Here is a 21,981-nt window from a genome sequence, read left to right as displayed (position 1 = left end):
CCCCGGCAGGATGACCCGACCGGCGGCAGCGCCGGCGGTCGGCGGCCGGCTCGCGGGGGGAACTCACCCGGACCGCGTGAGGCGACCGCCGCCGGGGGGCGCGACGTTGGGAGGGACCGCCGGGCCGGCGGCGCCGCGCCTGACGAGCGGGAGGCCGCGCGTGAGCTTCTGGGACCTCTTCTGGCTGCTGGTGTGGAGCTACGCGGTGCTGGTCTACCTCCTCCTGCTCTACCGGATCCTCGCCGACCTCGTCGGTGACCCGGGCGTGAGCGGCTGGGGCAAGGCGCTGTGGGTCGTGGCGCTCGTGGTGACCCCGGTCCTCTCCGCGCTCGTCTACCTCGTCGCGCGAGGCCGGGGCATGGGTGACCGGTCGACCGCGGCGTGGCGCGCGACGCACGGTCCGCGCACGACCTCCCGGTCTCCCGTCCCCGCCGGGGCCGTGCCCCCTGCGGGGACCGCGACCCCCTCGGGCCTGTGGGACGCCGCGGACGGGCACCGTGCGAGCTGAAAGCCGCAGCGGCCGGCCTCCTGGCCGCGTCGGTGAACTCGTACGTCCCGGGTGAAGGACGTCCCGTCGCCGACGACCAGGCTGGCCGTGTCCAGACCCGATCCGAACCTGGGAGTCACGATGGCCACCTTGAGCGTGTGGAAGTTCAGCAACGCGGAGGACGCGACGCGCGCGCAGCAGCTGCTGCTGTCGCTCCAGAAGCAGGAGCTCATCCAGGTGCACGACTCGGCGACCGTGTCCTGGGAGGAGGGCGCGAAGAAGCCGAAGACCCGGCAGGGGACGAGCCCGGCCGGCCTGGGCGCGCTCAACGGCACCTTCTGGGGCATGCTCTTCGGCCTCCTGTTCTTCGTCCCGCTCCTGGGCGCGGCGATCGGCGCGGCCGCCGGAGCCCTCGCCGGCTCGCTCACCGACATCGGGATCAACGACGACTTCATCAGGTCGGTCCGCGACCAGGTCGTCCCCGGCACGTCGGCGATCTTCGTGCTGACCTCGGCGACCGTGTCCGACAAGGTCGTCGACGCGTTCCGCAGCGAGGGCCTCCACCCGGAGCTCATCACGACGAACCTCTCGGCGGAGGAGGAGAAGCGCCTCCAGCACGCCTTCGCCGCGGAGGACTGACCGATGAGGAGCCTGCCCGGCGCCGTCGCCGTCCTCGCGTGCGGCGTGGCCCTCGCGCTCTCCGGGTGCAGCAGCCCGACCCCGGAGCAGAACGTCGACGAGGCGTGCGCGGCGAGCGACGAGCTCGACGCGGCGCTCGGTGAGCTGCGGGCGACGCTCACGCCGGACACGACGATCGACTCGATCCAGGACGCGCGGGCGGACGTCGACGCCGCGGCCGAGGAGCTGCGCGAGCAGACGCAGGACGTCGCCGAGGACCGTGCGGACGACGTCGAGGAGGCGCGCATCGAGCTCGGCGAGGCGATCGACGGCATCGACTCCGACTCGACGGTGACCGAGGCCGTCGAGTCGCTCCGCACGGGTGCCGACGGGGTGCGCGAGGCCTTGTCGTCGCTCGTCGACGAGCTCGACTGCGCGACGGCGACGAGCTAGGCCTCCTGGCCCGCCTCCGCACGCCGCAGGGCCGCCGCGGCACGCCGAGCCCTCCACCGGGAGACGATCCCCCTGGTGGAGGGCTCCGGCCGTGCCGCGTCCTGCGGTGCCGTCGCGGTGCCGTCCGCCGCAGCGGCCGCAGCAGCGGCGGCACGGACCTCGCGGCGGACGGCGGGCTCCGTGAGCATCGCCGACTCGATGAGGTCGTGCCGCCGGCCGTACGTGGTCACGACCGCCTGGATGGTGGCGGCCGCCGGCAGCGCGAGGAACGCCCCGAGCGCGCCGAACACCGCCCCGAACGAGAGCACCGCGAGGAACGACACCGCCGGGTCCAGCTCCATCGTCGACCTCGCGATACGGGGCGAGAAGACGAGGTTCTCGAGCTGCTGGTAGCAGATGACGAAGAGCAGCACCGCGACGCCGGTACCGACGCTCTCCACGAGCGCGACGGCGATGGGCACGGCCCCGCCGATGTACGTCCCGATCGTCGGCACGAACTGCGAGACCACGCCCGTGAACAGGGCGAGCGGGAGCGCGTACGGCACCTCGACGATCGTCAGGAAGACGCCGGTGAAGACCGTGCACAGCCCGGCCAGGACGATGCGCGAGTTGATGAAGTCGGAGACCTTGCTCTGCGTGATGCCCCAGAGCGTGAGCACCTGGGCCTGGCGCCGGGGGGTGAGGGTCCGGCAGATCGCGGCGCGGAGCCGCGGGCCGGCGGCCGTCATGTAGTACGTCACCAGCAGCACCGAGCTCGCGGTCACGAGCGCGCCGATGACGGAGGCCCCCAGGCCCAGGACGGCCGAGGCGACGTCGTCACCCCAGCGCTGCAGCACACCGGTCACGAACTCGTCCGCCTCGGGGAGCACGACGCCGAGCTGGACGTTCGCCGCCTCCCGGAGGGCCGCGTAGACGGCGGGGATGCCGGCGACGAGCGCGACGAGCTGCTCGACGAAGAGGTCCCCGAAGACCCACGCGACCGCGACGACGCCGATCAGGGAGAGCAGCCCGACCACCCCGGTGGCCGGTCCCCGGCGCCACCCCCGGCGCACCAGGCCGCCGACGAGCGGGTCGAGCACGAGGGACAGGAACCACGAGATGGCGACGATCGTGAAGACCGTGCCCATCGAGGTGGCGGCGCGCCAGAGCAGGATGCCCGCCCACACGGCGACGACGGCCCCGGCGAGCAGCGGGAAGAACCAGCGAGGGACGCGCGGCGGCCCACCGGCGAGCGGCACGACGGGCGCCCGGGTCGGCGCGAGCTCCTGAGGGGGTCGTGCGGCACGGCGGATCGGCATGCGGGCACCTCGTCCTCTGCTCCGGCTCCGAGCGTCGCCCGCCCGCGCCCGCGCCAGATCCGCCGTTCCGGGTGAGCCTGCCGGGCGGGTGCCGCCCGGCCCCGGGGCGGCGTCCGGCCTGCTCAGAGCAGGAACTGGCTCCGTGCCGCGGCGAGCGCCTCGCTCCGGGTGCGGGCCCCGAGCTTCTTGTAGAGGTTCGTCACGTGCGTCTTGACCGTGTTGGTCGTCACGAAGAGGGTCGCGCTGATGTCCTCGTAGGTCGCGCCGCGCGCGAGGTGCAGCAGCACGTCGCGCTCGCGCGAGGTCAGCGGGGGCGTCGCCACGAGGGTCGTCGCCGAGCGCGTCTCCTGCGCCGTCGGGGAGAGGAACGACACGCGGCTGCTCAGCGGACCGGCGGTCGCGAGCCCGTCGGCGAGGTGCTGCACCCACGTCGACGCGCCGCCCGCCGTCGCGCGGGCCAGCAGGAGGGGGACGGGCGTGGCGTGGCCGAGCCACCCGACGAACGCGTACGCGCTCCCCCGGTGCTCGGCACGCCGCAGCGCGCCGGCCAGCAGGACGTCCGCGCCGGCCGGCGAGCCGAGCGCGTCGGCGACCTGCGCCCCGGCCACGAGCGCGAGGGTCACGGTGTCCGGCTGACCGCGGTCGGCGCCCGACGCCGCCGCCTCGAGGAGCCGCGCCGCCGCACCGAGCTCACCGCGGCACGCGGCGAGGAACCCCCGGACCAGCGCCTCGTCGTCCGGCGCGTCCAGCCGGTGCAGCGCGTCCGCGCTCTCCCGGAGCCGGTCGACGTCGCCGCTGACCACGGCGAGCAGCGCGCGTTCGACCTCCAGCACGATGTCCAGGTGCCGCGGCAGCGCGAGACCGGCGGGCGTGCCGAGGACGACCTGGGCCTCGACGGCCCGGCCGCGCAGCGCGAGCGACCGCGCCCGGGCGACCCACGCCCAGAACTCTCCCGCCAGCCCGGACGACAGGGGCGCCGTCAGCTCGGTCGGTGCCGCTGGGTCGACGAAGGTCCACGGCTCGGTGTGCATCCTCGCGAGCAGCGCCGTGACCGCCGCGGGACCGCCGACGGACGGCAGCGTGCTTCCCTCGGACAGCAGCCGCACGAGCCCGGCCGACCCCGGCTCCCTCCCCCGCAGGTACTCGGTCAGCGCCAGGTTGCCCATCGCCACGTGCTCCAGCGCACCCGCTCCCTCGCTGCGCGCCGCGAGGATCGCGCTGCTGAGGCTGCTCTCCGCGTCCCGGAGGTCGCCGAGCCAGGTCTGGGCGCTGCCGATCAGCGTGAGCAGCAGCGCGCGGTACCCCGGCTGGAGCGAGCCCCCTCGGGTCTGCGCGAGCGCGACCGCCGTGCGGGTGGCCGGTCCCAGGGCCTCGAGGCCCAGCGACGCCCGCAGCAGGCCGGCGATCGCGGAGCCCGCCTCGGCCCGGAGGTCCCCCGCGACAGGCTCGGGCAGCGGTTCGAGCCACTGCCCGACGCCGACCGCGTCGTCGGCGAACCACCGCTCGACGGCCAGCGCGAGGCTCGCCGACGGCTCCGCGCGCAGTGCCGTGCTCGCGGACGTGGCGAGGGCCGCGATCCGCGCGTGGTCCCCGCGCAGCACCATCAGCAGCCCGTGCTCACCGACGAACGCGCTCGCGCGGCTGCCGCCGCCGACCGCGGCGAGCTCCAGCGCCCGGCCGAGGTTGCCGCGCGCGAGCTCCACGTCGCTCGAGCGGGCGATCGTCGCCTGCGCACGCTGCACGTCCACACCACCGGTGACGAAGCGCCGGCGCACGACGTCGAGCAGCATGGGGTGCACGCGGAACCTCGCGCCGCCCTCGGCCTCGGTCGCGACGTCCCGCTGCACGAGCAGGCCGGTCTCCTCCATGGCCTCGAGCACGTCGAGCGCGCGCGGCTCGTTCGCGGCGAGGCACGCGTCGGCCGCCGTGACGCTGGGCTCGTGGCAGATGCTGAGCAGGACGTGACGTTCGCGCGGGGAGAGCGAGGCGAACACCTCGCGCGCCATCAGGTCGCTCACGAGCGGCCCCTGCGTCGAAGGCCGGAGCGGGGACGCCGCGCGCAGCCCCGCGGCCCGCGCGGCTCGCGCCGCGAGCACGACGACCGCGCACCACCCCTGGGCCTGGTCCAGGATCCGGCGGACGACGCTCTCGGGTGCGTCCGGGGCGTGCAGCCGGACGAGCGCCGCTGCCTCGTCGTCGTCGAGCCGCACGACGTCACCGCGCAGGTCCGTGAGGAGGCCCAGCATCGCGGGCACGAGGCGTCGCAACGGGACGTCCCAGCGGGAGAGCAGGACGAGGTGCATCCGCTGCGGGGCGCGGTCCAGCGCGTCGTCGACGAGCGCGACGCACGCGGGCTCGAGCCGCTCCGCGTTGTCGACGACGACGATGCCGACCCCGTCGCGCGAGTCCCCGGCCTCGTCGGCTGCGTCCGCGGCCCGGTCGAGCGCCGCAGCGAGCTCCGCGCTGGTCAGCGGGCCTGCCGCGTCGAGCCACGTGGGTGGCACGGCGCGTGCGTCGTGCCGGGACCGGTCCTGCAGCCAGCCGGCGACGCCCATGGTCTTGCCCGAGCCGGCCGGCGCGGTGACGGTCGTGAGAGCCCCGCGCGCCCCGTCGTCGAGGCACTCCCACAGACGGCTGCGGGCGAGGAACGTGCGGGGCAGGGTCGGCAGCCGGTGCGTGCCGGGAAGGCTGCGGGTGCCCGCCTCGGCGGTCACCGGGAGCCCCGGCGGCCGGGGGCGGCGGACGCCCGGGCGCGCCGTGGCACGACCGCCCGAAGGCGCATCGGTGCGGTCGTCGACGTGCGTGTTCGCGCGGACCTAACCTGCTGGAAGGAGGGCATGGGACGTCCTCTGGCCGTAGACGTGTGGCACCTCAGCCTCAGGCGCTCGGTATGGCGTTGTGGCGTTCACGCTAGGGCGGGCGCCGGGGGCCGACCTCACCCGGACAGGTGAGTTCCGGGTGAGGACGGGCCGGGGGGATCAGCAGGTCCGGCGGTCTCGGGCGGACCGGAGGGGGCGGGAGCGATGCGGACGGGCTCGGGCACGGGGCGTGCACGAACGCCCGGGACGACGGACCTCCAGCGTGCGGGGCGGCAGGGCGCCACCTCGCGCCCGCGCCTCGAACGGCTGCTCGACGCGTGGCTCACCGTGCCCGTGGTCCACCTCGAAGGGCCTCCCGGCTCCGGCAAGTCGGCGCTCGTCTCCCGCTGGACGCAGGGCGCGCTCGACGGAGGTGCGATCCACGGCGCGCACCTGGTCAGGCCGGTCGGGTCCGGCGGCGTGCCGTCCCCCGTCCGGAGTCCGGGCCTCCGCACGTCCGCGCCGGGACCGGTGGTGTACGTGATCGACCATCCCGCGCCCACCGGGGACGGCCGGGCACGCGAGCTCGTCGACCTCGCGTGCCGGGACCCGCACCGGGTGCACGTGGTGGTCATGTCGCGCGGGCCGCTGACCGCGCTCCTGGGCACCGGCCCGACCCGCGACCGGGTCCAGGTCCTCACCGCGGCGGAGATCGCCCTCACCGCTCCCGAGGCGACGGAGATCGCGCGCGAGCGCTGCCCCCGGGCGACCGCCCGCGACGTCCGCGAGCTGCTCGAGGTCACGCAGGGGTGGGTCGGGCTGTTCGCGGGCGGCGTCCGCGAGCTCGGGACGCTGAGGGACGCGACGGCAGGCGACCTCGCCCGCGTGCTCGCGAGGGGACCCACGGGCGCGCACCTCCTCGAGGAGACCGTGGCGTCGTTGTCGGACGAGAGCCGGGCCACCGTGCTCGCGCTCTCGGCGGCCCGCTCGTTCGACGCAGCCGACGCCGCCGCGCTCACGGGGCTGCCCGAGCCGGACCTGAGCGCCCTCCTCGGCGCCGGGCTGGTGACGGTGGACGTGGGCGCCGGCCTGGGCGCCGGCCGGGCGCCCCGATGGCGCGTCCACCCCGTGCTGCAGCGGCACCTCGACGACCTGGCGCAGTCCGGTGCGCCCGGCGGCGTGCTGGTGGCCGAGGCGCACGCACGCGCCGCGCGCCACTTCGCGCAGCTCGGCCGGCCGGTCCACGCCGTCGACCACGCGCTCGCGGCCCGCGACGCCGACGTGATCACCCGCACGGTCGTGGAGCTCGGCCCGGCGGTGATCGCGCTCGGCCACGGCGACCGCCTGACACCCTCGAGGCTGCTCCTGCCGGAGTCGACCCGTGCGGAGAACCCGTCCCTCCTGGCGGTCGAGGCCCTCCGTCTGCGCGCCGCGGGCGACATCGAGGGCGCGCTGCAGGTGGGGCAGGCGGCGGTCGAGCGGTCGCCGTCGCCCACCGGGGGCGGCCCGTCCCGCGGCACCGCCCGGCTGCAGGCCGACCTCGCGCTGCTCGACCTCTGGGCGGCCCGTCACGGCTGGGTGGACCCGACGTCCGCCGTGCGCACGGCCACGCTCCTGCTCGACAGCGCGTCGTTCGAGGTGCACCCCGAGCTCTCCCTCGCCCGGCGTGCGTGGCTCGCCGTGGAGCTCGGGGCGGTGCTCCTGTGGACCGAGGCGGTCGGCGAGGCGGCGCTGCACCTCGAGCGCGCGGCCTCTCTCGTCGCCGGCACCGACTACGTGCACATCCGCGCGTCGGCGCTGGCGTCACGGGCGGTCGCGGAACTCATCGACGGCGCGCTGCAGGCCGCCGCCTCGACGGCCGAGGAGTGCCTCGCGCTCGCCGCGCCGCCAGGCTCGCACGCCCTCTACGTGGCCCGGGCCGACGTCGCCGCCGCCTGGGTGGCGTTCGAGCGGCTCGAGCCGGACCTCGCCCGGCGCCACCTCGACGCGGCCGAGCGGCGCGACGCCGACGACCGCGACCCGCTCGTGCAGGTGCTGGGCCAGCTGCTCCGGGCGAGGCTGTGGGCGCAGGAAGGCTCGTTCGACGAGGCGTGGCGCGTGCTGGCCGGCCGCTCGGTGCTGCGGCGTGACCTGCCGCCCTTCCTCGCACGGTTCGTGCACGTGGTGGCGGCCGAGGTCCACGTGGCCCAGCAGAACGTCACCGGCGTCCGCGCCGAGGTGCACGCGCTGCGCGAGCTCGGCCAGGAGCAGGACGCCGACGTCTTCGACGGGGTCGTCGCGATGTTCGCGGGCGACCTCGTCGGTGCACGGCGGACGTTCGAGTCGCTGACCGCACGGCCCACGCGCCATCCGGTGACCGGGACGGCGGCCGCCGCCTGCCTCGTGCTGCTCACCGCGAGCACGCAGCCCGACGACGTGGAGCGACCGCTCCGGGACCTGCTCAGCCGGGTGTGGTCCACCGGCGCGGTGCACCGCCTCACGATCGCCGCTGCGGCGGGCCCGGCGTTCACGGAGGCGCTGCGGCGGGAGGCCGACGACCCGCACGGTCATCCCTACGCGCAGCACGCGCTCGCCGCTCTGCAGCGGGCCGGGCACGCGCCCGAGTCGGCGGAGCCCCGGTCCGTCGAGCCGGCCGGCGGGGCGCTGACCCGGCGTGAGCTCGCGGTCCTCCGTGGGCTCGCGGAGGGCCTGTCCTACACCGAGGTCGCGCACACGCTGTTCATCACCCCGAACACCGTGAAGACCCACGTGAGCTCGCTCTACCGCAAGCTCGGTGTCGAGCGCTCCGCGCAGGCCCTCCGGGCGGCCCGGCAGCTCGGGATGCTCCCGCCCGGCGGGTGACACGCGGCCGCGCTGCCCGCACCGTCAGGCGCCGAACACCTCCCACAGCGCCGCCTGCTGGGCGTCGTCGAGCCCGGCGACCAGGGCGAGGTGGCGGTCGTGCGCAGTGCCGAGCGCGAGGAGCGAGACCGTGTCCGGCTGCGTCCACACCACGACGAGCGCGGACGTCCCCGGCACGAGCTGGTCGCGGAGCCGGTTGACGAAGGTGTCCCCGATCCCGAGGTCGGCGAGCAGGTCGGAGTCCGTCCCGGTCGTGCGGCCCAGCGCGGCACCGATGAGCGGGAGGTAGAAGACGGTCCCGAACAGCAGCCCCCAGAACGCCGGGCCGACGTGCGGGCTCCCCGGCGTCGTGAGCGGCCGGAAGCTCGGGCTGGGCGCCCGGGACCGCCACCACGCCACCGCGAGCCCGCCGGTACTCAGCGGCGAGCCACCCGCGGGCGTGGCCGGGTCCCCCTGGCGCACCACCCGGGCCGCGGCACGCGACGCCTCTCCCACGTCGTCGTACTGCAGCGCCACGAGACTGACCACGGGGTCCTCCCCTCGCACCGGCTCCAGCGGGCGGTCGACCCCCCCTCTCGAAGCGTGCAGCACCGCTCACGCCCGACGATCCCCCGCCGCGGATGAGCCGACCCCGGCTCCCCGGGCCTTCACCCGACCCGGGTGACACGCACCCGACCGCCCGGATCTACGGTCGATGCCGATGCCGCGTGAGGACGCCGCGTCGCCGGAGAGGTCGGACAGGGCGACGGACCGCGGGCCGGACGCCGGCGAGGGGAGCGCGATGCCACGCATGCTGATCCGGGTGAGCGCCGAGATCTCGGCGGAGATGCTCGCGCCGTTCCCGCACCTGACGCCCACCGTGCAGGTGATGCAGACGACGCTCACCGGGGCGGTCCGGGACCAGGGCGAGCTCCAGGGCATCCTCAACTACCTCGCGCAGCTCGGGGTCGGGATCGTCGAGGTCGTGACGATCCCCGACGACCGCTGAGCGGCCCGCGCGCCGCCGGCGAGCGGCACCTGGGCCGTTCGCGACTTTCGGGTGAGGCGGAGCGCGGCGCCGGCGGACGACGCTCGTGCTCGCCGGGCGCCGTCCGGCGCGATCCGATCGTGGCAGGAGGCAGGTCGTGGACTTCTGGGACTTCTTCTGGTTGCTCGTGTGGAGCTTCTTCTTCATCGCCTACCTGATGGTGATGTTCCAGATCTTCGCCGACCTGGTGCGTGACAAGGACCTCGCGGGCGGCTGGAAGGCGCTCTGGGTCGTGGTCCTGTTCGTCGCGCCGTTCCTCGCCGCGCTGATCTACCTCGTCGCCCGTGGTCGCGGGATGAGCGAGCGGGCGATGGCGTCGGCTCGCGCGGCGCAGCAGGACACCGACGCCTACATCCGCCAGGTCGCGGCGCGCCCGCTGCCCGCGGACCAGATCGCGACGGGCAAGCAGCTGCTCGACAGCGGTGCGATCACGCCGAGCGAGTTCGACGCCCTGAAGGCCAAGGCGCTGGCGTGACGGTGGCGACCGGGGACGGGCGCCGCACGGTGTGGGGGTTCCGGAGGGCCGGCCGGCCCGAGCACCTCGAGCGCGACGCCGAGGGGACGGGCGGGGCGGCGGTGCGCGGGGGCTTCGCGCCGGCGCGCGCCGGCCGGCTCTCCGGCGTCACGCAGGAGTACACGGCACGGCTCCTGCGGGAGGCCGACGAGGAACGCCGACGGCGCAGAGCGGCGACCGCACCCGGGCCTTCCCCCGCCGGCGGAGCTCCCGCGCGCGCGCCACGCCGAGGCCCGGAGGGGACGCCGTGACCCGCGTCGCGGTCCGCGCGCTCGTCCACCTGGTGGCGGCCGCGGCGGGCCTCCTCGGGGCCGCCTGGCTGCTCGACGGCGACCTGACCGTGACGCCGGCCGGCTTCGTCGTGACCGTCGTGGCGCTCACGGTCGTGCTGGGCGGCCTGCAGCCGCTCCTCGGCTCGCTCCTGCTGCGGCTCTCCCACCGCGGAGGAGCCGGGCGGTCCCCGGTGACGGCGACGCCGGCCGCCGCTCGCCGGCCCGCACCGCCGGTCAGGGCCCCGCGCGCGACGGCGGGCGAGCGCCACGGCCCGGTCGAGTTCGTGGCGCTGGCGTTCTCGGGCGAGCGCGCTCCCGCCGCGGTGACCGCCGAGCTCGCACGCCTCGCCGCGGACCGCCGCCTCGGGCTGATCGACGTGGTCGTCGTGCGCCGCCGCACGCGCGACGAGCTGGAGGTCCTCCCCGTCGAGGAGGTGAGCACGGTCGCGGGGGTCCAGGAGCTGGCGGTCTCGCAGCCCGGCACGGTGCGGGGCGACGACGTGGCGGCGATGGCGCGCGACCTCACCCCGGGGACGTCCGCGGTCCTCGTCGTCTTCGAGCGCCGCCGGGCGCGCGCCCTCGTGGCGGCCGCTCGGGACGTCGAGGCGGCCGCACTCGCGCACCACCTGGTCCCGTTCCCGCTCGTGCCCGGGCAGCTCCACCCGCCCTCGGCGAGCAACTGACGCCCACGCCGGCCGACGCCCGGCGTCGCGGGCCGCCGCTACCGTGAGCCGGTGATCGTCTGGCTCAACGGTGCCTTCGGCTCGGGCAAGACGACGCTCGCCGAGGAGCTGCGCGGACGGCTGCCGGACGCGCTCGTGTACGACCCCGAGGACGTCGGCCTGCTGCTGTGGAGGTGGCTGCCGGCCGGGGGCGACTTCCAGCACCTGCCGAGCTGGCGCGAGCTGGTCGTCGCGACGGCGCTGTCGCTGCGCCGGCACCACGCGCAGACGCTGGTCGTGCCGATGTCGCTCGTGCGGGACGCCTACCGCGACGAGATCCTCGGCGGGCTCGCGGACGCGGGCGAGGACGTCCTGCACGTCTTCCTCGAGGCGGACGTCGCGGTGCTCCGTGAGCGGCTGGACGCGCGGGCGCGCGCGCTGCGCCCGGACAGCCCCGGGTGGGAGCCCGGCGCCGTCGCGATGGGTCTGCCTCCGCTCGCGGAGGCCGTCACCGCCGCCGGGCGCCAGCCGTCCGGGACGCTCCTGCTGCGCTCCGACCGGCTGACGCCCGCCGAGCTGGCCGACGCGGTGCTCGCCCGGGCCGGGGCGCTGCACGCCGGTCGAGCGCGATCGACGGAGCCGCGTTCGGGGCCGACCGATGTCGGTCGCGCCTGACGTGCGGCACGCGAGCCGCACCCTGACCTACCCCGAGGTCGGCGCCTCCCTCACGGACGCGCTGCCCACCGGCTACCACCACGAGCGCCATCGCGTCGTGCTGGGGACGGGACGCGCGCTCTTCGAGCGCTCGGCGGCCGCCGTCGTCGGCTGGGACCTGCACCGACGCGCCGGGATCGTCCCCGACCCCGGGACGCCGCCCGCCGCCACGGGGCTCGACGTCGACCTCCGGGCGTCCCTCGGGCCCGTCGTCGTGCGCGTGCCGTGCCGGGTCGTCGCGCTCGTCGACGACCCGGACCGGCGCGGGTTCGCCTACGGCACGCTCACCGGTCACGCGGAGTGCGGCGAGGAGGCGTTCGTCGTGACCGTCGACGCGCAGGACGTCGTCCGGCTCGATGTCGTGGCCTTCTCCCGGCCCGGCCGCTGGTACACGCGCGTCGGGGCCCCGCTCGCACGGGCCGCGCAGCGGTCGGTCACGCGCCGGTACCTGCGCGCGCTGGTCACGTGACGCCCCGCCGCGGCCCGGAGCGCGTCGCCGGCGCGCTGCGCTACCCCGCCACCGGCTCCACGAGGTGCGGGCCGTCGTTGCGGACGTTGCCGACCGCCCGGCCGACCTCGCGCGGCTCGAGGTGCGGCTCGGGCAGCGCGGCGAGCAGCGCGGCGACGGCGTCGAGGTCGGTCAGGTGCGGGTCGAGCCAGGCGTCGACCTGGTCCGGCGTCACGAGCACGGGGCAGCGTTCGTGGATCTCGCCGAGGGTGTCGGTGGCCGCGCGGGTCGCGACCGTCGCCGTCCACAGCCACTCCCCCGGCCGCCCCGGGTCCGGGCGCAGCTCGTAGAGCCCCGCGGCCGCGATCAGGTCGCCGCCGGCGTGCAGGAAGAACGGCGTCTTGCTGCCGTCCGCGTTCTTGCGCCACTCGTAGAAGCCGTCCATCGGGACGAGGCACCGGCGCTTCGCCGCGGCCCGCTTGAACGCAGGCTTCTCGGTGAGCGACTCCGAGCGCGCGTTGATCATCCGCGCGCCGACCTTGGTGACCTCGTCGTCCTTGGCCCACGCCGGCACGAGGCCCCATCGCACCCGCCGGAGCTGGCGCACGGGCTCGGCGTCCTCGGGTGCGCCGCGCGGCGTGCGTTCGAGCACGACCCGGACGTCCTGCTGGGGCGCGACGTTCCAGGACGGCGCGGTCTCGTCGTCGACGATCTCCTGCACCGCGAGGGCGCCGGCGATGTCGGCGTCCCGGCGCGCGCTCGCGTACCTGCCACACATGGGGCCACCCTCCCGCACCCACCGGTCGTCCGCTCGGCGACGCGGGCGTCCCGTCACCGCCCGTCCGCGTGGCCGTCCCCGGACGCGCGCGCGTCCGAGTCCCGGTCCAGGTCAGCACCGGCACCGGCACCCAGCGAGCGCAGCAGCCGCTCGGTCAGGTCGTCGACGCCCGGTGGCGGGGCGGCGGCGGGTCGCCGGGCCGCGTGCCCGAGCGCGACGAGGTAGAGCGCGACCTCGTCGACCCCGTCCACGTCGAGCAGCCCGTGCACCTCGTCATCGAGGAAGCCGCCGAACGGCGCTCCCGCGAGACCCGCGGACGCGAGGCCGAGCAGGAGGTTCTGGCACACGTGACCCGCCTCGAGGAGCGCGAACCGGTACGCGCGCTCGCCGTACTTGAACGCCGGGCGCGCGAGCACCGCCGTCAGGACCACCGTCGCCGCAGCGGAACGGAACACCGGGTCGCTCGTCGCTCGCACGAGCTCCGCCGACGCCGGCCCGGGGCGCAGCGCCTCGAGCGCGTGCGGCTCGGGGGCGTAGTGGTAGAGCCCCGGGTCCAGGCCGTCGACGCTCTCCGCGACGAGGTACGTCTCCACGGGGTACAGCGCACCGCCCGACGGCACCGCGCGAACCGGCTGGTCCAGGCCCTCGCGCGCCAGGTGCAGCGTGCCCGTGATGCCGTCGGCGAGGTGCAGCAGCCGCGACACCTGCCCGAGCGTCACGCCCGCCTCCGGGTCGAGCGCGCGCGTGGACCGGCGCCGGGCGACCGCTTCGTCGAGGGGGACCGCGAGCGGCTCGACCTCGGGGAGCCGCGTCACGACAGCGCCGGGGTACCGCTTGAACGTCCGGGACGCGACGTCGTGGAACACCGGGCTCGCGCCGAGGCTGTAGACACGCTGCGCGAACGCGAGGTCGTGCCGGCGCTGCTTGCTGGCCTCGTGGTACGTCTCGAACGCGCGGTCGTCCGCGTCCCCCTCGCCCGCCGCACCGATCACGTGGTCACCTGCCGTCATGGGTAGGGATGGGGCACGGGGTTGAGGTCCGCGACGGTCGACGGCGCAGTCCGGTACCCCATGCGGACCGGGGCCTCGTAGAGCCGGCGCCCGCCCAGGAACCGCAGGCGGTGGTCGGCGTCGAGCGGCTGGAGCTGCGGGACGATCGTGCGCGCGACGCGGTAGCCCGCCTCGGCCACGTCGGTCGTGGTGAGGTCGAGCGTGAGGACGTCGAGCCCGGCGTCGTCGAGCCGCCCCAGCACGGTCGCGAGGTCGGCCGCGACGGAGCGCGGGCCGGTCGTGGGGGTCGACGAGCCCGCGGGCACCCCCTCGTCGACGCCCACGAGGGGGCCCGTCCGCAGGAACTCCACGGCGTGCTCCATGTCGCCGTAGGCGTAGAGGCGCACGTGGTCCTCGAAGTCCCGGACGTCGTCGTACTCCGCCGCGAACGGCGCTCGCCCCTCGGGCCCCCCGAGGAACTTGCCCCACTCGCGGGTCTGCACCGCCTCCGTCATCGCCTTGGTCGCCGCCCGGACGGGGTCGAGCCCGGCCGCGCCGCCCACGGAGATCATCGTGGGCGAGCGCCGGTGGTCCAGGAGCACGCACAGGAAGCTCGGGACGCCGAGGTCGGTCGTGGTCCGCACGAGCAGGTACTCGAGCCCGTCGCGCGCGAGGCGCTCCTCGTAGACGCGGCGCAGGCGGGGGTGCGACGTGAGGTCGACGCGCGGGACCGGCAGGCGGTTCATCCACGTGATCATGAACGCGTCCCGCTCGACCGCCTCGCACACCCCGCGCAGCACGGCGTCGTCGACCGTCGCGGCGCACGCGAGCCCGGTCGACACCGCGGGCGCGAGCACCACCTCGTCCGGGGTGCCCGGGAAGTACGGCATGTAGACGAGGCACGCCGGGACGAGCACCGCGCTGCGCGCGAGCGGGCGCCAGGCCCACACCCAGGCGAGGGGCACGTCGCGCGCGTGCGCGGTCCCCGGGGCGGTGCCCGGTGCCGTGCCGACGTGCGGGCGGAACAGCGCGAGGTCGTCGGGGCGCACCGCCGGGTGCGTCCGTGACACCTCGTCGTAGGAGCCGACGAGGTGGTCGCCGTGGTCGTACACCGAGCAGCAGTAGCGTTCGAGGCCCTCGCCGAGCGCGGCCCCGCGCGCGTCCTGCGCGGTCAGGCCGGACCCTCCGTTGTTGTCGTAGCACGGGTGCTCGCTGTAGACGGTCGTCGCGGCCATCTTGACGGACGCGTTGAAGATCGTCGGCTCCCCCGGCTCGGTCGGGATGTCGAGCACCCAGCGGACGAGCCCCGTGAGGTCGTCCACGGGGGACGGGGCCGCGCGCGACGGCCCGGCCGCCGACCCGCGGCGTGACCCCGGGCCTGCGCCCGGCACCTCGCCGGCGCGCACGGCACGGGCGCGTGCGGGCTCGACGGCCGGCTCGGGGAGCGGCTCAGCGTGCGACAGCGTCCCGGTCACGGGCGTCCTCCCCCGCGCTGCGCTGCCACACGTGGATGGTCGGCCGGGCCTGCGCCGGGCGCCCACAGGCGGGGCACCGCGGGACGCGCAGCACCGGGTGGAGCCGCGTCGTCCCGCTCACGAGGCTCAGGCTCAGCAGGTGCGCGTAGGACGCAGGCGCCGTGAACAGCGTCACGACCTTGACGACCTCGAGCGCGAGGAGCGCCGCCGCCGGGCTCACGAGCAGGTGCTCCGGCCGTAGTCCGGCGACCCGCGAGTGCCGGTCCACGAGGTCGAGCTCGGCGAGGTCCGGGACGTTGCTGCGGCGACGGAGCTCGAAGCACGTCCAGCACGCGGTCTCGTGCGGGAGCACCGTCGGGCCCACGTGGACCTCGAAGCCGGCCGGGCGCGCGCTCGACCACGGGGTACCCGTGACGAGCGCCGCCTCGTTGACCAGCTCGTAGGTGCGCGGGTCGGCGGAGTCCTCCGCGAGCGCCGCGCACCCCGCGCCGTCGAGCAGCCGGACCCACCCGTCGACGTCCCCGGGCCGGTCGGCCGGCTCGACCGACGTCCCGGTCCCGAGGTCCTCGACACGCCGCCGCACGACCGCCGCGCGGGGCTCGCCCACGGGCGCCCCACCGAGCAGCCCGTCCGAGGCCCGGTCCCCGGCATCGACCGTGCCGGGGTCGCACACGACGACCCGCCCGACGCCCGCGACCGCGAGCGCCCGCACGACCGCGGAGCCGGTGGCCCCGAGCCCGACGACCACGACGGTGCTCCGGGCCAGCAGGAGCTGGTACTCCTCGCCGGACCGCGGGAGCACCTCGCCCGTCCCGTCGTCCGCCGCGCCCTCCCGCTCCGGTGCGACGAAGTGGGAGAAGAACGCGATCTGCGGTGCGAGGCGCCGGCGCTCGGCCGCGGTCAGCCCGGGCACGTCGTGCACGACCTCGAGCGCGCCCCGCTCGAGCAGCGCGTCGACCTCCGCGGTCACCCGGGGACGGTCGTCCGGTTCGAACGCCGCGAGCACCTCGGCCCAGTAGCGCTCGCGGTCGAGCAGCGCGAGCAGGCGCCCGAGCAGGTCCCCCCGGCCGCCGCGCAGCTCGAGCGAGAAGGTCAGCGAGTGCAGGCGGAACGACCCGTCGGGCGCCGGGACGACCGTGAACCGCTCCGGCACGCGCAGCCGGTCGTCCGCGCGCACCGGGCGGTCCCCGTCCTCAGCCGGCATAGCTGCAGCTGCAGCTGCTCGATCCCCAGCACGAGCACGAGCAGCTGCAGCACGCCGACCCCGACGTGCGGAACAGCACGAACAGCCCGATCTCGGCGACGAGCCGTGTGCTGCCCTGGAGCGCGGTGATCTCCTCCTTGTCGTGCACCGACTGGGAGAAGTCGTCGCCGAGCAGCGTGTTGTAGGAGACGCTCGCGAGCGATCGCACCTGACGGGCCTCGATCTCGACGAGGTGGCGGCCGGCCGGCACCTTGCCCACGCGCTCCGCGAGCTCGCGGATGTACCCGTCCGACGCACGGCCCTTGCCGCCCTCGCGGCCCCGGGTCAGCTCCTCGGTGTCGTGCTTCGAGCGGACCACCTGGCCGTCCTGCAGAGCCAGGTGCTCGAACGCGGCGATCGTGGTGCGGTCCTTGATGTCGACGACGACGGCCTGCGCGTGCCCACCCTCGGACACGCTCAGCCCGCCCTCCTGGGTCTGGTCCTTGCTGCTGAACGGCGTGACCGAGATGGCGATGGACTGCAGGCTGTCCGGGCTGAACACGGAGAACAGCTGGGTGCGCTCCGGCTGCGCCTCGAGCCCGAGCGCGGTGAGCTCGCCGTGCAGGGTGCGGGCGTCGTCGGACTTCTCGAGGACGCTCTCGAAGAACCGGTACCCGTGCTCGGTTCCGAGGTGCTGGACGGTGTCGACGGCTGCCATGGTGGTTCCCCCTCCGAGATCCACGCGCCTGCGGGGTCGGTGCGCCGTGCGGGCGGCGGGCCGGATGACGTGCTCGGCGGGTCGCGGGGCGCGGTGCGTGAGGCTCGCGGCGTCTCGCCGGAGCCCCCGGGCACACGGTCGTGTGCGGGTCGCGCCTGCGGAGGCTCCGGGTCGGCCCGTGGGGGCCGCGGTGCGCCGGTGCAGGTGGTGGTCCCATGCTTCTCCCGGGCACCACGCGGGTCAACGACCGACGGGCTTCCTCAAGGTGCGGTCGGGGTCCACGACCAGGTCCTTGCCCGGGGCACCCCGCCGTGCGGAGGGTTGCCGTTGCGCCAGCCGAGGCTGCGCGCAGGAGCTCATGACCTACCTCGGTCCAGGGACGGTGGTGCGGAGAACAGCACCACGTGAGCGGTCGACCGCTTCGCGGGGATGCTCAGGTGCTGGACTGCCTGTCCACGGTCACGCGCGGTGAACCGGGCACGACGAAGCGACCCCGGGCGCGTCGACGCGCCCGGGGTCGGGTGGATCGGGTGGGCCGGCGCCGTGCGCCGACCCGGCGGTGTCAGCCCTGGCCGTCGACCCGCAGCTCGGGCAGCAGCGGGCTGCGCGCCGCACCCGCCCCCGTCGTGGCGACCGGGAAGGAGCCGTAGACCGCGGTCACGTCGAGGATGAGGTGCACGGTGCTCGTGACGTACAGGCGGATCGTCGGCCGGCCCTCGAGCATCCCCACGGCCGTGACCGCGAAGTTGGCGAGGTCCTGGTTCGCGTAGAAGTTGATCGTCGACGTGTCGGGGCGAGCGACGCCGTGCGGGAACAGGGTGACGTGGCCGAGCCCGGCACCCATCGTGACCGTCAGGTTGACGAAGATGCTGGCGACGTCGAGGTCCCCCGTCGCGGCGTCCACCGCGACGTCGATCGTCGCGCCGGCGGTGACGCGACCGCCGGCGTCGAGGGCGCCCGCGGTGCGGCCGACGATCGACGCGCGCCCCGCGGCCGAGCGGGTGTCCAGCACCCGCTTGGGCGCGGGCGCGTAGATCATCGGCAGGTACGAGACGAGGTCCTGCAGGTCGAGGTTCGTCACGAGGTAGCCGCGCTCGACGCCGGTGCCGTCGCGGTCCAGACCGATGAGCGGGCCCGCCGCGGTGTTCTTGATCTCGCCGACCTGCGGGGTCCAGCCGGTCGCGTCGGAGGGCTCGAGCCGCAGCTGGGCGCCCGTCGGGTTCGCGAGCGACAGCGCCGGTGCGGTGCTCGTCGCGGTCAGGCGGGTCCCCGACGTGCCGGCGTCGTTCGCACGCCCGGCGAGCACCGGGTCGCCCGCGGCGGCCGACGCCGGGGTCGAGCCGATCGCCGTCGCGGCGGCGGCCCCGGCGACGGCCATGCCGCCCATCCGGAGCAGCCGACGGCGCGAGACGTCCGGCGTCGCGGCGTCGGGTGCGGTGGTGCCGCGCGCGGTGGTGTCGTCGGTGCTCATCTGGGTCCCTACTCTCGGGCGAGCCGGCACGCCCACGCACCCCCGTGCGCCACGCGCGTCACCCGTCGGCTCGGTACCGGCAGGGTGGCGGGTGGTCGGCGTTCACCGTCACGCTTCTCACCCGTTCATCGGCGCCTGCGGGTGAACCTTGAGCCGTTCGTGCGTCTCTCTCGCCCGGGCCCGCCCTCAGCCGTCGCCGCGTCGGGTCTCGCCCGGGGCGACGGGCACCGGCTCGCCGTCGAGGAGCATCCGGCCGGCGCGCGCCTGGGTCTCGAGGGACTCGCTGCAGTGCTCCCGCGAGCCCGTCGCGTGCGCCGGGCGTGCCGTCCCCCGGAGGAGGCGGGCGCCGTACCGCGCGCTCGTGTCAGAGCACCGCCGCGAGCGCGTCGAGCGCGGCGAACGGGTCCGCGCCCACCGGGATCAGGACCATCGACGCGACGCCCGCGTCGTGCAGCGCGGCGATCCGGGCCCGGGCCTGCTCCGGGGTCCCCGTCACGGCGAGCTGGTCGACCCACGCGTCGGGCATCCGCTGCGCGAGCTCCGCGCCGCTCGCGCACGCGTCCCGCAGCGCCGCGAAGTCGGCCGCGAACGGCAGCGGCGCGAGGTGCGGCGCCCAGTCGGCCTCGCCGATCGCCGAGAGCCCGGGGCGCACCGCCGCGCGCGCCGCACCGGCGTCGGCGTCGACCGCCGCGACCGCGTAGCCGACGATCCGGTGCTCCCCCGGCGCGGCGACGTGCCGGCGCGCCTCGGCGACGTACTCGGGCGTGACCGGCTCGGCGAGCACCGTGCCGTCGGCGACCCGGCCGGCGAGGGCGAGCGAGCGCGGGCCACGCACGCCGGCGAGCAGGCGCGGGACGACCCGCGGCGGGGAGGACAGGCGCACCCCCGTGACGTCCACGTGGCTCCCGTGCGCGTCGAGCCGCTCCCCGCGCAGCAGCGCACGCAGCGCGGTCAGGTGCTCGTCGAGCAGCGTGAGCGGGCTCGCGGGCCACGCGCCGACCTGGCGCATCCACCCGGGCATCCCGTGCCCCACGCCGACGTCGAGGCGCCCGGGGAAGAGCTCGGCGAGCGTGCCGACCTCCATCGCGGCGAACGCGACGTTGCGGGCCGCCGCCGGGAGGATCCCGATGCCGACGCGGATCCGCTCGGTGACCGCGAGCGCGACCCCGGCCTGCGCGACCCCGCCGCGGAACTCGAGGTCCTCGACGACCCACAGCTCGTCGAAGCCGAGCTCCTCGGCGCGCCGCGCGAAGCGCGTGAAGCCCTCCGCCGGGAGGTCCCGCGGGAGCATCACGCCGACCGCGCGGAGGTCGTCCCGGGCGCCCGGCGGGGTGGTCGTCGCGGTGTCGTCGGCGGTCTCGTCGAAGGAGGTCACGCGGCTGATCCTGGCACGTCGGGCGGCCCCTCCGCGGACGCCGCGAAGGCCACTGGCGCAAACGTCGGCGCGGCCTCACACTTCACGTGCACGCCCCCCGATCCCCGCTCGGCACACCCCCCGAGACCCCCCGAGAGGACCCACGTCCGTGCTGCGCACCGTCACCTCGCACCTGTCCCTCGACGTGCGCGGGCCCGCCGAGCTCTACCTCGCCGTTGCCGTCGCGGACGGCGCCTACGACCGCACCGAGCACCTCACCGTGACGCACGAGGACGGCCCGCTCGACGCGCTCGAGATCAAGACGCACCAGGGCGCGCGGCTGCACCGCGTCCACGCCCCGGTGGGCCGGGTCGTCATCGACTACCGGGCGACGGTCGCCGGGCAGGCCGAGCCGCCCACGGTCGTCGACGCGGACCTCGTCGAGTACGTGCGGCCGAGCCGGTACGCCGAGTCGGACCGCCTGCTCGCGTTCTCCCGGGACCAGTTCCGGGGCCTCGAGGGCGCCGAGCTGCTCGACGCCGTCGTCACCTGGGTGCGGGGGAACCTGTCGTACGTCTCGGGGTCCAGCTCCCCCACCGACGGCGCGACCGACACGCTGCTCAAGCGGCGCGGGGTGTGCCGCGACTTCGCGCACGTGACGGCGGCGCTGCTCCGCGCGAAGGACGTGCCGGCCCGGCTCGCGTCGGTGTACGCCCCCGGGCTCCGCCCGATGGACTTCCACGCGGTCGTCGAGGCGTACGTCGACGGGGCGTGGCAGCTCGTCGACGCGACGGGCCTCGCGCCGCGCTCGACGATGCTGCGGATCGCGACCGGGCGCGACGCGACCGACACCGCGTTCCTGTCGAACTACCAGGGCGCGGTGAACCTCCGGGCGCTCACCGTGACCGCGACGTCGCAGGGCGACCTCCCGACGGACGACGGGCACACGCTCACCGTCCTGCGCTGAGCGCTGAGCGCCGCGCGACCGGCGGGCTCCGGTCAGGCGCTCTCGCGCAGCATCCGGCGGCGGCTCTCGAGCGCGATGAGCTCGGCGAAGACCCGCTGGTAGCCCTCGGGGTCGCTCGCGGAGTCCATGCGCTGGAGCCGTCCCTTGAGGTCGGCGATCGCGCGCGTCACGCCCAGCTCGACGACCTTGCCGACGACGTCGCGGACGTACGACGCGAGCGCGTCCGGCCGGTCCTCGGGCAGCGGGGCGACCGCGAGCTCCGTGACGAGCGGGACGACCATCGACGACGCCTGCTCGCTCACCGCCTCGACCCACGCGCCCGACGAGCCGCTCGCGCTGGCCGCGACGAGCTCGCGCGCGGACACCATGCCGCCCGCGGCGCGCACCGCCTCGTGCACCGCGCGGTAGGCCGGCACGCTGAACGCGTCGGCGCCGAGGTCGTCGAAGTCCGGCGGGACGAGGTGCGGGTACTGGAGCACGACCTCGAGCGCCGTCCGCTCGGTGCGGACCACGGGGTCCCGGGGGTCCGGGCGCGAGAGCCGCGCACCCGGCGCCGGTGCTTCCGTGGGGCCGCCGCCTGCGCCGCCGTCGTCCCACGGCTCGCCCGGGCCCGGGTCGTCCCGGTACGGGTCGTCCCGGTACGGGTCGTCGCGGAACCGGTCCTCCGCGAACCGGTCGCCTCGCCCGCCGGGCCGTCCACCGCGGTCCTGGCCCGGTCGACGCTGGCCGTCGGAGCGCCCCGACCAGTCACCGCGGTCGTCGCGTCCGCCCCCGCCGGGACGTGCGCCGTCGCGTCGTCCGCCGCCGCCCTGACCGCCCTGCCACCGCGGGCCGTCGCCGTTCCCGGCCCAGCGCGGTCCGCCGGGCCCGCCCGTGTCCCCGGGGCGCCCGCCGCCGCGCGAGGACCCTCGCTC

The 21,981-nt window shown here is 76.2% G+C and carries 20 protein-coding genes, 1 pseudogene and 1 riboswitch; of the genes and pseudogenes, 10 read left to right on the top strand and 11 right to left on the bottom strand.

What is annotated here, in order from left to right:
* Positions 1 to 160: 160 nt before the first annotated feature.
* The 3 genes from AB6N24_RS17485 to AB6N24_RS17475 all read left to right on the top strand — a co-directional run bounded on the left by AB6N24_RS17485 (position 161) and on the right by AB6N24_RS17475 (position 1,558).
* A complete protein-coding gene (locus AB6N24_RS17485) occupies positions 161 to 508 on the top strand; it encodes a hypothetical protein (RefSeq protein WP_412870665.1) in 348 nt (115 codons plus the stop codon).
* Between the two features lie 120 nt (positions 509 to 628).
* Positions 629 to 1,126, top strand: a complete 498-nt coding sequence (locus AB6N24_RS17480; RefSeq protein WP_412870664.1) for a DUF1269 domain-containing protein — start codon at positions 629 to 631, stop codon at positions 1,124 to 1,126.
* 3 nt (positions 1,127 to 1,129) lie between these two features.
* Positions 1,130 to 1,558 (top strand): hypothetical protein, encoded by a 429-nt coding sequence (locus tag AB6N24_RS17475; protein WP_412870663.1) that lies wholly within the window; start codon positions 1,130 to 1,132, stop codon positions 1,556 to 1,558.
* On the opposite strand, the gene AB6N24_RS17470 is transcribed toward AB6N24_RS17475, so the two are convergent.
* Complete coding sequence (locus AB6N24_RS17470; RefSeq protein WP_412870662.1) at positions 1,555 to 2,856, bottom strand: AI-2E family transporter; 1,302 nt, start codon at positions 2,854 to 2,856, stop codon at positions 1,555 to 1,557. The genes AB6N24_RS17475 and AB6N24_RS17470 overlap by 4 nt on opposite strands.
* 122 nt (positions 2,857 to 2,978) lie before the next feature.
* Positions 2,979 to 5,570 carry a LuxR C-terminal-related transcriptional regulator gene (locus tag AB6N24_RS17465; protein ID WP_412870661.1) on the bottom strand — a complete coding sequence of 864 codons (2,592 nt, stop codon included), beginning with the start codon at positions 5,568 to 5,570 and terminating at the stop codon, positions 2,979 to 2,981.
* A 309-nt stretch (positions 5,571 to 5,879) separates the two neighbouring features.
* On the opposite strand from AB6N24_RS17465, the gene AB6N24_RS17460 reads away from it, so the two are divergent.
* Entirely contained in the window at positions 5,880 to 8,495 is a 2,616-nt protein-coding gene (locus AB6N24_RS17460) for a LuxR C-terminal-related transcriptional regulator (protein WP_412870660.1), read from the top strand.
* A 24-nt stretch (positions 8,496 to 8,519) separates the two neighbouring features.
* On the opposite strand, the gene AB6N24_RS17455 is transcribed toward AB6N24_RS17460, so the two are convergent.
* Positions 8,520 to 9,023, bottom strand: a complete 504-nt coding sequence (locus AB6N24_RS17455) for a DUF1269 domain-containing protein (protein ID WP_412870659.1) — start codon at positions 9,021 to 9,023, stop codon at positions 8,520 to 8,522.
* A gap of 253 nt (positions 9,024 to 9,276) precedes the next feature.
* Between AB6N24_RS17455 and AB6N24_RS17450 the strand changes: the two genes are divergently transcribed.
* The 5 genes from AB6N24_RS17450 to AB6N24_RS17430 all read left to right on the top strand — a co-directional run bounded on the left by AB6N24_RS17450 (position 9,277) and on the right by AB6N24_RS17430 (position 12,153).
* On the top strand, positions 9,277 to 9,483 hold the full coding sequence (locus tag AB6N24_RS17450) for a DUF8691 family protein (RefSeq protein WP_412870658.1): 207 nt from the start codon (positions 9,277 to 9,279) through the stop codon (positions 9,481 to 9,483).
* 136 nt (positions 9,484 to 9,619) lie between these two features.
* Positions 9,620 to 9,997, top strand: a complete 378-nt coding sequence (locus AB6N24_RS17445) for an SHOCT domain-containing protein (RefSeq protein WP_412870657.1) — start codon at positions 9,620 to 9,622, stop codon at positions 9,995 to 9,997.
* A gap of 286 nt (positions 9,998 to 10,283) precedes the next feature.
* A complete protein-coding gene (locus AB6N24_RS17440) occupies positions 10,284 to 10,991 on the top strand; it encodes a DUF6325 family protein (RefSeq protein ID WP_412870656.1) in 708 nt (235 codons plus the stop codon).
* A gap of 51 nt (positions 10,992 to 11,042) precedes the next feature.
* Complete coding sequence (locus tag AB6N24_RS17435; protein WP_412870655.1) at positions 11,043 to 11,645, top strand: P-loop nucleotide/nucleoside kinase family protein; 603 nt, start codon at positions 11,043 to 11,045, stop codon at positions 11,643 to 11,645.
* Positions 11,629 to 12,153, top strand: a complete 525-nt coding sequence (locus tag AB6N24_RS17430) for a DUF1990 domain-containing protein (RefSeq protein WP_412870654.1) — start codon at positions 11,629 to 11,631, stop codon at positions 12,151 to 12,153. Before AB6N24_RS17435 ends, AB6N24_RS17430 begins: the two co-directional genes overlap by 17 nt.
* Before the next feature lie 40 nt (positions 12,154 to 12,193).
* Here AB6N24_RS17430 and AB6N24_RS17425 read toward each other — a convergent pair whose 3' ends face one another.
* The 7 genes from AB6N24_RS17425 to AB6N24_RS17395 all read right to left on the bottom strand — a co-directional run bounded on the left by AB6N24_RS17425 (position 12,194) and on the right by AB6N24_RS17395 (position 20,121).
* Positions 12,194 to 12,910 (bottom strand): SOS response-associated peptidase, encoded by a 717-nt coding sequence (locus AB6N24_RS17425; RefSeq protein ID WP_412870653.1) that lies wholly within the window; start codon positions 12,908 to 12,910, stop codon positions 12,194 to 12,196.
* A 53-nt stretch (positions 12,911 to 12,963) separates the two neighbouring features.
* Positions 12,964 to 13,920 (bottom strand): SagB/ThcOx family dehydrogenase, encoded by a 957-nt coding sequence (locus tag AB6N24_RS17420; RefSeq protein ID WP_412870652.1) that lies wholly within the window; start codon positions 13,918 to 13,920, stop codon positions 12,964 to 12,966.
* Positions 13,917 to 15,374, bottom strand: a complete 1,458-nt coding sequence (locus tag AB6N24_RS17415; protein WP_412870651.1) for a YcaO-like family protein — start codon at positions 15,372 to 15,374, stop codon at positions 13,917 to 13,919. The genes AB6N24_RS17420 and AB6N24_RS17415 overlap by 4 nt, the downstream gene beginning before the upstream one ends.
* The gene (locus AB6N24_RS17410; RefSeq protein WP_412870650.1) at positions 15,349 to 16,578 is read right to left on the bottom strand and encodes a TOMM precursor leader peptide-binding protein; all 1,230 of its coding nucleotides are present in this window, start codon (positions 16,576 to 16,578) and stop codon (positions 15,349 to 15,351) included. Before AB6N24_RS17410 ends, AB6N24_RS17415 begins: the two co-directional genes overlap by 26 nt.
* A complete protein-coding gene (locus AB6N24_RS17405; protein ID WP_412870649.1) occupies positions 16,568 to 17,275 on the bottom strand; it encodes a hypothetical protein in 708 nt (235 codons plus the stop codon). Before AB6N24_RS17405 ends, AB6N24_RS17410 begins: the two co-directional genes overlap by 11 nt.
* A 262-nt stretch (positions 17,276 to 17,537) precedes the next feature.
* Positions 17,538 to 17,639, bottom strand: a riboswitch (SAM riboswitch).
* A gap of 198 nt (positions 17,640 to 17,837) precedes the next feature.
* Positions 17,838 to 18,746: a hypothetical protein gene (locus AB6N24_RS17400; protein ID WP_412870648.1), complete on the bottom strand. Its 909-nt coding sequence runs from the start codon at positions 18,744 to 18,746 to the stop codon at positions 17,838 to 17,840.
* A 364-nt stretch (positions 18,747 to 19,110) separates the two neighbouring features.
* On the bottom strand, positions 19,111 to 20,121 hold the full coding sequence (locus AB6N24_RS17395) for an LLM class flavin-dependent oxidoreductase (protein WP_412870647.1): 1,011 nt from the start codon (positions 20,119 to 20,121) through the stop codon (positions 19,111 to 19,113).
* 148 nt (positions 20,122 to 20,269) lie between these two features.
* Here AB6N24_RS17395 and AB6N24_RS17390 point away from each other — a divergent pair, with 148 nt between their 5' ends.
* Positions 20,270 to 21,067 (top strand): transglutaminase-like domain-containing protein, encoded by a 798-nt coding sequence (locus AB6N24_RS17390; RefSeq protein WP_412870646.1) that lies wholly within the window; start codon positions 20,270 to 20,272, stop codon positions 21,065 to 21,067.
* A 32-nt stretch (positions 21,068 to 21,099) separates the two neighbouring features.
* Here the strand turns inward: AB6N24_RS17390 and AB6N24_RS17385 are convergent.
* A pseudogene (locus AB6N24_RS17385) lies at positions 21,100 to 21,981 on the bottom strand (hypothetical protein); the annotation flags it as partial.

Origin of the sequence: Cellulomonas jepli (genome assembly GCF_047229345.1) — a bacterium.
Classification (GTDB): Bacteria; Actinomycetota; Actinomycetes; order Actinomycetales; family Cellulomonadaceae; genus Cellulomonas_A.
Note: the sequence above shows the minus strand (reverse complement) of the source record. Positions and strands in the feature narration are given on the sequence as shown.

Bases quoted from the DNA above. Each gene is read 5' to 3' on its own strand.
- AB6N24_RS17450 (WP_412870658.1), top strand. From the start codon at position 9,277: ATGCCACGCATGCTGATCCGGGTGAGCGCCGAGATCTCGGCGGAGATG.
- AB6N24_RS17405 (WP_412870649.1), bottom strand. From the start codon at position 17,275: ATGGCAGCCGTCGACACCGTCCAGCACCTCGGAACCGAGCACGGGTAC.
- AB6N24_RS17430 (WP_412870654.1), top strand. From the start codon at position 11,629: ATGTCGGTCGCGCCTGACGTGCGGCACGCGAGCCGCACCCTGACCTAC.
- AB6N24_RS17410 (WP_412870650.1), bottom strand. From the start codon at position 16,578: ATGCCGGCTGAGGACGGGGACCGCCCGGTGCGCGCGGACGACCGGCTG.
- AB6N24_RS17475 (WP_412870663.1), top strand. From the start codon at position 1,130: ATGAGGAGCCTGCCCGGCGCCGTCGCCGTCCTCGCGTGCGGCGTGGCC.
- AB6N24_RS17420 (WP_412870652.1), bottom strand. From the start codon at position 13,920: ATGACGGCAGGTGACCACGTGATCGGTGCGGCGGGCGAGGGGGACGCG.
- AB6N24_RS17400 (WP_412870648.1), bottom strand. From the start codon at position 18,746: ATGAGCACCGACGACACCACCGCGCGCGGCACCACCGCACCCGACGCC.
- AB6N24_RS17425 (WP_412870653.1), bottom strand. From the start codon at position 12,910: ATGTGTGGCAGGTACGCGAGCGCGCGCCGGGACGCCGACATCGCCGGC.
- AB6N24_RS17480 (WP_412870664.1), top strand. From the start codon at position 629: ATGGCCACCTTGAGCGTGTGGAAGTTCAGCAACGCGGAGGACGCGACG.
- AB6N24_RS17470 (WP_412870662.1), bottom strand. From the start codon at position 2,856: ATGCCGATCCGCCGTGCCGCACGACCCCCTCAGGAGCTCGCGCCGACC.
- AB6N24_RS17460 (WP_412870660.1), top strand. From the start codon at position 5,880: ATGCGGACGGGCTCGGGCACGGGGCGTGCACGAACGCCCGGGACGACG.